This window comes from Selenomonas sp. GACV-9 (genome assembly GCA_900116485.1).
GTDB classification, from domain to species: Bacteria; Bacillota; Negativicutes; order Selenomonadales; family Selenomonadaceae; genus Selenomonas_A; species Selenomonas_A ruminantium_G.
The window spans coordinates 1-8,761 of sequence record FPAX01000024.1; the positions used below are offsets into that span (position 1 = coordinate 1).

Sequence of the window (8,761 nt, forward strand, 5' to 3'; positions counted from 1 at the left end):
AAAGGGGCGAACGGGGTAGTGCTTCTTTCTGTCTGGAGCGACTGTCCTGCGCAGCAGGACTGGGCCGTAAGCGCATAACCTAGAAAGAGCTATGTACGTCGCGACCTGGTGACGGGAGCAGGTAACTAGGTCCGTAGAACTGGTCGTACGGTTCATTCAGCGGAAACAGAAAAAGTACTACCCCGTGAACCCCGAGCTGCGTATTTTCGTTTTTTCTTCCCGCACGCACTAACAGACAAACTGCAATTTTGCATAAGAAAAGTCCGCTGACTCTGTATTTTCGAGTCAACGGACTTTTCTGGGGAACTTATATCTGTTATTCAGGGGTTAGCAAATTTCTACCAAATCCGTGCCCAGCATAACTGCCAGGTCATGGAGCTGGGATTCTTTGATCGTGAAGCTCAGTACCGTATGATGTCCGCCACCAGCTTCGATCCAACGGGTCGCACCTTCCTTGAGACCGACCTTCGGCGTCCAGAGCTGCTTAGCAACCGGCAGATGCGGCGTCTCAGCCTCAGCCTTGCGGCAGGTTACCGGATAGCTGATGATGCGGAAACCATCGCGGAAGTCAGCAATCGTCACATCGATGGCATCGCCATCGGCACCTGTGAATACCAGACGTGCCGGATCATCCTTGCCGCCGATATCCAGCGGATGTACCTCGACCTTCGGCTTGTCGCTGGCAATCGTCGGATCGACCTCGAGCATATGCGCACCGAGGATAGCCTCATGACCTTTGCGCAGATCGAGAGTGTAGTCTTCCATGAATACCGTGCGGTCGTTGTGAGACAGGATCTTGAGCAGACGCGTGAGAGCTGCATGTTTCCAGTCGCCCTCGGCGCCGAAACCATAGCCATCACGCATCAAAAGCTGTGCTGCAAGGCCCGGTAGTTGTTTGAGCCCCTTGAGATCCTGGAAGTTCGTGCAGAATGCCGTATAGCCTTTCTCGTCGAGGAACTTCTTGATACCGAGGTACTCACGCAGCTGATAGCGTACCGAATCCTCAAACTTCTCAGCGCTGTTGTGCTGCGGATTCAGCGTGTAGTCACGCTGCAGTTTCTCATACTCTGCATCAACATCCTTCTCATCGATGGCATCGATGACTTCGACAAGCTCACCCACCGGCCAGTAGTCCACCGTCCAGCCGAGCTGGATCTGGGCCTCGACCTTGTCGCCCTCAGTTACAGCAACATCGCGCATCGTATCGCCAAAACGGCAGACACGGATCTTGAAACTCTCATTGTAAGCTACAGCTACATCCTGCCAGTCTGCGATTTCCTGCTGTACTTCCTCATCGCCCCAGAAGCCATAGACAATCTTGTTGTTGATGCCGAGACGGGAGTTCAGATAGCCGTACTCGCGGTCACCATGCGCACTCTGGTTGAGGTTCATGTAGTCGAAGTCAATCGTTGCATAGGGAATCTCATTGAGGTACTGCGTAGCCAGATGCAGCAGCGGTTTCTGCAGCAGTTTCGTACCGCGGATCCAATTCTTGGCCGGCGAGAAGGTGTGCATCCAGGTGATGACACCAGCGACTTCATCGTGATAGTTGACATCCTTCATGAACTGCGTGATGCCATCAGCCGTCGTCATGACGCCTTTGCAGACAACCTTATACGGCAGCTTGCCGCTGGCATTGAGCTTGTCTACGATATCCTGCGTATCACGCGCCACATTCTTGAGCTGTTCTTCGCCATAAAGGAACTGGCTGCCAGCCACAAACCAAAACTCGTAATCTTTTGTCTCTAACATGATAATTCTTCCCTTCAGTTGGTATTAAAGAAATGCTGTGTACTCAGCGGTGCGTGACCCCGCTGTTTGATTTGGCATTGTTCTGCCCATAGTAGGCATTGGCGCCATGCTTGCGGTAGTAATGCTTGTCGAGCAGGAACTGCGGTACGCGTTCATCCGCCCGCGTAAGCTGCAAGGCATGGTAGTTCATCTCAGCCACGACATCGAGGATTTTTGCCGTTTCCACGGCTTTTTTCGGCGTCGGCCCCCAGGTAAACGGACCGTGCTGCTTGACGAGTACCGCCGGTACAGCGTCAGGATCGATGCCCAGATTGCGGAAAGTCCGGACAATGACATGGCCGGTATTTTCCTCATAGGCACCCTCGATTTCCTCCTTGGTCAGGGCCTCCGTCACCGGCACATCGCCATAGAACGTATCGGCATGAGTCGTTCCCAGTGCCTCAATGGGCAACCCGGCTTCAGCAAACGATACCGCCCAGGAGGAATGGGTATGGACTACGGCACCGATATTCGGAAACTCCTTATAGAGCACCAGATGCGTCATCGTGTCACTCGATGGATTCATATCGCCTTCGACTACATGACCATCCATATCGACTACAACCATATCCTCGGCCTTGAGGTCCTCATAGGGGACCCCCGACGGCTTGATGACAAACAAGCCTTTCTCACGGTCAATCCCGGAGACATTGCCCCATGTAAATGTGACAATGCCGAGCTTGGGCAGCATCATATTCGCCTCATAGACCTCTTGCTTCAACGCTTCTAACATGACAAAGTTCCTTTCTTGACTGGAATTCCTGACTATACTTCGATCAAGCCGTTTCCTTGACTGCCGTACCGGCCTTCTTCTCAACGGCCAGACCTGCCTGGTAAGCCTTGATGAAGGCCTGGCAGCCGGCTACGCCCTGTTCATTCGGCGTGAGCGTCGTGCTCTTGGGATTACGGAAGACATGTGCATCGAGGAAATCGGCCAGCGTCTCCTCGGACATTCCCCATTTGGCAAAGACTGCAAGCACAGCCATGCCCCACGGGCCACCCTCACCGGCCGTTTCCATGACCGTGATGGGGATGCCCAGCGCATCGGCCAGCACCTGCTGCCCGATGACCGGCGTCTGGAACAGGCCGCCCTGGGCAATCATGACATCCGTCTTAACGCCTTCCTCGCGGACAAGGATATCCATGCCGATCTTGAGCGGTGCAAACGCTGCATAGAGTTGCGACAGCATGAAGTTCGCCAGATTCATATGGCTGTGAGGCGTGCGCAGGAAGAGCGGACGTCCCTGCTCCACACGGGTGATATTCTCGCCGGACAGGCAGCTATAGTTGAGGAGTCCGCCGGCATCCTTATCGGCTAGACGCGTCTGATTGAACAACAGGCCGTAGAGCTTATCGGGTTTGAGCCCGTGTCCCATCGCCTCGGCAAATTCGCCAAACAGCGAAACCCAGGCATTGAGATCTGACGAGCAGTTATTCGTATGCACCATGGCTACAGGAGCGCCATCCGGCGTCGTGACCATGTCGATATCCTGATGGACTTCCTTGAGCGGCGCATCGAGAACATTCATCGAGAACGCCGACGTACCCACGGAGATATTGCCCGTGCGTTTGCGGACACTGTTCGTGCCCACCATGCCGGTGCCAGCATCGCCTTCCGGCGGTGCCATCAGGCTGCCCCATTCGAGCTTACCCGACGGATCCAGCAGCCGTGCGCCTTCCGGCGTCAGCACCCCAGCCTTTTCGCCGGCCTTGAGGACCTGCGGCAGGATGTCCTTCAGACTCCAGCTGTACGGCTGCACCTTTTCAAGCTGTGCAAATCTTGCCAGCATACCAGCATCATAGTCGCCAGTTGCACTGTCAATCGGGAACATGCCCGAGGCATCGCCGATGCCCAGGACTTTCTCCCCCGACAATTTCCAATGGATATAGCCAGCCAGTGTCGTCAGGAAACTGATCTTGCCCACATGCTCCTCTCCGTTCAGGATAGCCTGATAGAGATGCGCAATGCTCCAGCGCTGCGGGATGTTGAAATCAAACTCCTGCGTCAGGGCATCGGCAGCCTCACCCGTGATATTGTTGCGCCAGGTGCGGAAACCAGCCAGCTGGCGGCCCTCTGCATCAAAGGGCAGATAGCCATGCATCATCGCGCTGACGCCGATGGCGCCGATTTTCGTAAAGGATACATGATAGCGGCTGCGGACATCGGCGGCTACCTGCGTGAAACAGGTCTGGATTCCAGCCCAGGCACGGTCTAGATCATAGGTCCAGATACCGTCCTCCAGCTGGTTTTCCCACTCATAACTGGCTGATGCCAAAGTCTCGCAGTTTCTGTTCACGAGCACAGTTTTGATTCTTGTGGACCCGAGCTCAATGCCCAGGGCCGTTTCGCCATTTTCGATGCTGGCGGCATTCTTCATAAGTTCCATCAGTAGTCCCCCATAGTCATTTCATGCGTTTAATGCGTCAATACAGGCTCCGCATCTTCCTCGCCATGGCGAGTACCAGCAGCCTCGATTTCCTCGAGGGTATGGCCGCGGGTCTCCGGTACGCAGTTGCGGATAAAGGCCACACCGAGCAGGCAGATAACGCCAAAGATAGCAAATACTGCTGCCTGCGAAATCGTAGCCGTCATGATTGGGAACAGCAGGCCAACGAGGAACGAACCGATCCAGTTGAAGGACGATGCCACACCCGACGCACGGCCGCGGATAGCCAGCGGGAAAATCTCGCCGACGATAACCCAGGTAAGCGGCGCCCAGGTAAAGGAATAGAACGCTACATAGATGCAGAGGAAGAATACGATCATCATCGGATCCATGCCCGGAATCAGGCTGTTGAGCACTGCCGGCAGGATAAAGGACAGGCCCATGACCGTGCCGCCTACCGTCAGCAGCGTGCGGCGGTTGAAACGATCGGCAATGCCCAGGAATACCAGTGAACCAAGTACGAGAATGATGCCCTGGATAATCGGCCACATGAGCTGCGAGCTGGCAGCCTGACCGGTGGCCTGCTCCACGATCATCGGGATGTAGTAGAAGATGGCGTTTGCGCCCTGGAACTGCTGGAAGGCTGCGACGCCTACACCGGCAGCAACGAGATAACGGTATTTGTTCGAAACGAGGGTAGAAAGCGACGTGGACTGTTTTGCCTGCTGCTCATCACGGGCCGTAGCCTGGATGTCAGCCAGCTCTGCCTCAACCTCAGCCTCCGAGCGGATGCAGGAAAGTACCTGACGAGCCTCGGCCAGCTTGCCACCACGAACGAGGAAACGCGGGGATTCCGGCAGATGCATGACACCGAAGAACAGGATGACAGCCGGAACTGCTGCCAGACCGAGCATCAAGCGCCAAGCAATCATCTCAGGCATGTCCTTGAGCAGGAAGTCGACAACATAGGAAAGCAGCATACCGGATACGATCATGGTCTGATTGATACCGGACAAGCTGCCGCGCAGCCGGGCTGGAGCCATCTCCGACATATAGGCCGGAACCAGTGCCGATGCAGCACCAACAGCAAGACCTAAGAGCGTGCGTACAGCAATCAGATAAAGCGTACCGTCCTGCGGAGCAATACCGGAAAGAACCGAACCAATGATAAAGATAAGTGCTGAAAGCAGGATCATCTTGCGACGGCCCAGGCGGTCAGAAAGCTGTCCAGCCAGAGCGCCACCGAAAATCGCACCAAACATGACGGCTGAAGTGATCCAGCCAATGACGCTTGCATTCCCCTGCAAGCCCCAGTCATTCTGCAAGAATGGCAGTGCACCGGTCATTACGCCGATGTCGTAGCCAAACAAAATGCCACCAAAGGAACCAAAGAAATATATGAACTTGCTAGAAATTTTCTTGCCTGCACTTTTACCTGTGCTTGTTTTCATTTCATATCCCCTCCATATAGGTTTTAAGTGGTATCTTTTAAATTGTGTTCGAGCACATTTCATGTTTAAAATATATCATGCCCATCCAACTTTGTCAACTTTTTTATTGCTCTTTATTTATTACAAATTTATAAGAACGTGCCGTATTTTCTGACTATTTCGCCAGTAATGCCAGTGAAAACTGGCATCCTCTTAGTTCATGTTCTCGTCAATGGCGATAATCCTGCCCGCCTCTACATCCACCAAACCACGGTCACTGAGTTTCAATTCGGGAATAACTGGCAGACTTAGGAACGCCAGCGTAAGGAACGGGTCATATGCAGGCCGCACACCCAGCGCATAGGCAAGCGTCTCCATCCGCTTGGCCTGTTCAGCCACCTGCGCAGCCGGCTGCGCCGTCATCAAGCCGCCCACAGGAAGTTCCAGGCACTCGCAGACCTTGCCGCCATCCACGATGACCACACCGCCACCACAGGCCACCAAATGCGTCATCGCCAGCTGCATGTCGGCATCATCTGCCCCGATGACGATGAGATTATGGCTGTCATGACCAATAGTCTGCGCAATAGCGCCACGCTGCAGGCCAAAACCTTTGACAAGACCGATACCATGCCTTCCTGTCCCCTTATGGCGCTCCCATACGGCCAGTTTGAGGATATCCTTGACAGGATCAGCCACAGCCAGCCCCGCCTTTACCGGCACTGTCATAAAACACCGCCGGGTCAATAACTGCCGTGGAACCAGCTCAATAACATTGGCCTTTATTCCCGCCAGAGGCAAGGCTAGCGAAAAAACCTCCCCTGCGGCCATATGCACGGACTCAGCCAGCCGTGCTGGCATCACCTGCTGCCCCTGACTCGGCCACTGCGTCCCCCACGGCTGACCCTGCTCGGCACTGAGCTGGCCATGCGTATATACCTGTACCGGTTCCCAGTCGCTGAGATTGTCGAAGACCAGCAGATCCGCCCGCCGTCCCGGCGCAATGACACCGCAGTCACGCAGGCCGAAATAGCGCGCCGTATTGACCGTCGCCATCTGCAAGGCACGGGAAACCGGAATCCCCCACGCCACGGCCTGCCGTACCATCGCATTGATGCCACCGGCAGACAACAGGTCGCCAGGATGGCGGTCATCGGTGCAGAAACAGCAGAACATGCTGTTTTCTGCCGTTATTACAGGCAGCAGAGCCTCCAGATTATGGGCCGCCGACCCTTCGCGAATCAGCAGATACATACCAGCAGCCAAACGCAGTTCTGCCTCCTCAGGCGTCACGCACTCATGATCGGACATGATACCGGCAGCCCCATAGCCCATAAGCGCTTTTTCGGCCAGCAAGGGCGCATGACCATCCACCAGGCCACTGTCCTGCAGCAACGCGAGCTTTTGCCAGACAGCCTTATCGCCTGCCAGCACGCCGGCCATATCCATCATTTCGCCCAGGCCAAGGACATCAGGATGCTCCAGCAGCGGCCGCAAATCCTCTGCCTCCAGGCAAGCACCATTATCCTCAAGGCCCGTAGCTGGCACACAGGATGGCAGCATGAATTTGACCGAAAGTGGTATCTTCGCCGCCTCATCCATCATGTAGCGGATGCCCTCAATACCTGCCACATTAGCGATTTCATGCGGGTCAGCCACTACGGTCGTCGTCCCTCGCGGCACCACGGTCCGCGCAAAACCATTTGGTGTCAGCATCGAACTTTCGATATGCACATGCGCATCAATGAATCCAGGCGTGACATACTTTCCCTGCAAGTCCACCTCGCAAGGGCCATCATACGTCCCCAGTCCGGCAATACAGCCCTGACTGACAGCAATATCACAAACTCTGAACTTTCCCGTGAAACCTGCAAATACCTGCCCGCCCTTCAATACAAGATCCGCCGGTTCCTCTCCCAACGCCACGCGCATGAGCTTTTGCCTGTCCATTAGTCATCTCCCTATTTCTTGTCGCCAAAAATCTCTTTTTCGAGAAAAACTGCCAGCCCATCTTCGGTATTCGAGGCCGTAACATCGGTTGCCAGTTTTTTGATTTCCTCAGGTGCATTGCCCATTGCGACACTGCGGCCAGTGAGCTCTAACATCTCGATATCGTTGTAATTATCGCCAAAGGAAAGTGCCTGATCCGCTGTCAGACCAAAATGTTTCAGCATGACATCGATGCCACTGGCCTTCGATACCGACTTGTCCATGATTTCGAGCAGATATGGTGCGGAGCGGACAACATGGAACATCGGGAACCGTGCCGAAAGCTCACGCTCAGCCCGTTCACAAAGCTCTGGCTCCCCCATGAGCAGGATCTTATGCGGCACCTCAGCAGCAGCCAGGCGCTCACTGAAATCAGCCACTTGCGGCTGTGCCTCCGTGATACGCGCCTCCGTCTGCACCATCTCCGCCTCGATATCCTGCACATACCAATGATGACCTGCGTAATAATTCACCACGGCCTCGGGATAATCTTCTGCCAGGACAGACAACAGCCGTGCCGTATCCACAGCATCCATGGTCACACTGCCCAGCACTTCCCCTGTTTCCGTCAGCGCGAGTGCACCGCTATAGCTGATGATAGGAATCGTGATGCCAATGGCATCCGTCAAAGGATAGATAGCCTCCGGCATCCGTGCAGAAACCAGGACAAACGGTATTTTCTCAGCCATAAGCTTATGCACAGCAGCCGCTGTAACAGGGCTTACCTTGCTGTCCATTGTCAGAAACGTGCCATCAATATCCGAAAATACAATCTTAACCATAAATCTCCGCTCCTATCCATATTTTACTGCTTGTAGTATAACGTATATCCCCTGCAGCAACAATTGATATATGTAACAATTTCAAATAAAACCTGATATTTACAGACAAACTGCACCTTTCTACAAAATTGCAGTTTGTCTGTTAGTTCGTGCGGAACGGAATCCCGATAGTACGCAGCTCGGGGTTCACGGGGTAGTACTTTTTCTGTTTCCGCTGAATGGACCGTACGACCAAAACTACGGACTTAGTTACCTGCTCCCGTTACCAGGTCGCGACGTACATAGTTCTTTCTAGGTTATGCGATTACGGCCCAGTCCTGCTGCGCAGGACAGTCGCTCCAGACAGAAAGAAGCACTACCCCGTTCGCCCCTTTGGTAACGG

General features: G+C 54.4%; 6 protein-coding genes. All 6 read right to left on the bottom strand.

Annotation, left to right across the window (positions count from 1 at the left end; genetic code table 11):
• Positions 1-327: 327 nt before the first annotated feature.
• The 6 genes from araA to BM322_RS12455 all read right to left on the bottom strand — a co-directional run bounded on the left by araA (position 328) and on the right by BM322_RS12455 (position 8,379).
• A complete protein-coding gene (gene araA, locus BM322_RS12430) occupies positions 328-1,752 on the bottom strand; it encodes an L-arabinose isomerase (RefSeq protein WP_075430961.1) in 1,425 nt (474 codons plus the stop codon).
• Between the two features lie 43 nt (positions 1,753-1,795).
• Positions 1,796-2,524: an L-ribulose-5-phosphate 4-epimerase gene (locus BM322_RS12435; protein ID WP_075430962.1), complete on the bottom strand. Its 729-nt coding sequence runs from the start codon at positions 2,522-2,524 to the stop codon at positions 1,796-1,798.
• 43 nt (positions 2,525-2,567) lie between these two features.
• On the bottom strand, positions 2,568-4,178 hold the full coding sequence (locus BM322_RS12440) for a xylulokinase (RefSeq protein WP_075430964.1): 1,611 nt from the start codon (positions 4,176-4,178) through the stop codon (positions 2,568-2,570).
• 29 nt (positions 4,179-4,207) lie between these two features.
• Complete coding sequence (locus BM322_RS12445) at positions 4,208-5,629, bottom strand: sugar porter family MFS transporter (protein ID WP_075430967.1); 1,422 nt, start codon at positions 5,627-5,629, stop codon at positions 4,208-4,210.
• Positions 5,630-5,821: 192 nt separating this feature from the next.
• Positions 5,822-7,558 (bottom strand): adenine deaminase, encoded by a 1,737-nt coding sequence (ade, locus tag BM322_RS12450; protein ID WP_075430969.1) that lies wholly within the window; start codon positions 7,556-7,558, stop codon positions 5,822-5,824.
• Positions 7,559-7,569: 11 nt separating this feature from the next.
• The gene (locus BM322_RS12455) at positions 7,570-8,379 is read right to left on the bottom strand and encodes a Cof-type HAD-IIB family hydrolase (protein WP_075430971.1); all 810 of its coding nucleotides are present in this window, start codon (positions 8,377-8,379) and stop codon (positions 7,570-7,572) included.
• Positions 8,380-8,761: the final 382 nt, after the last annotated feature.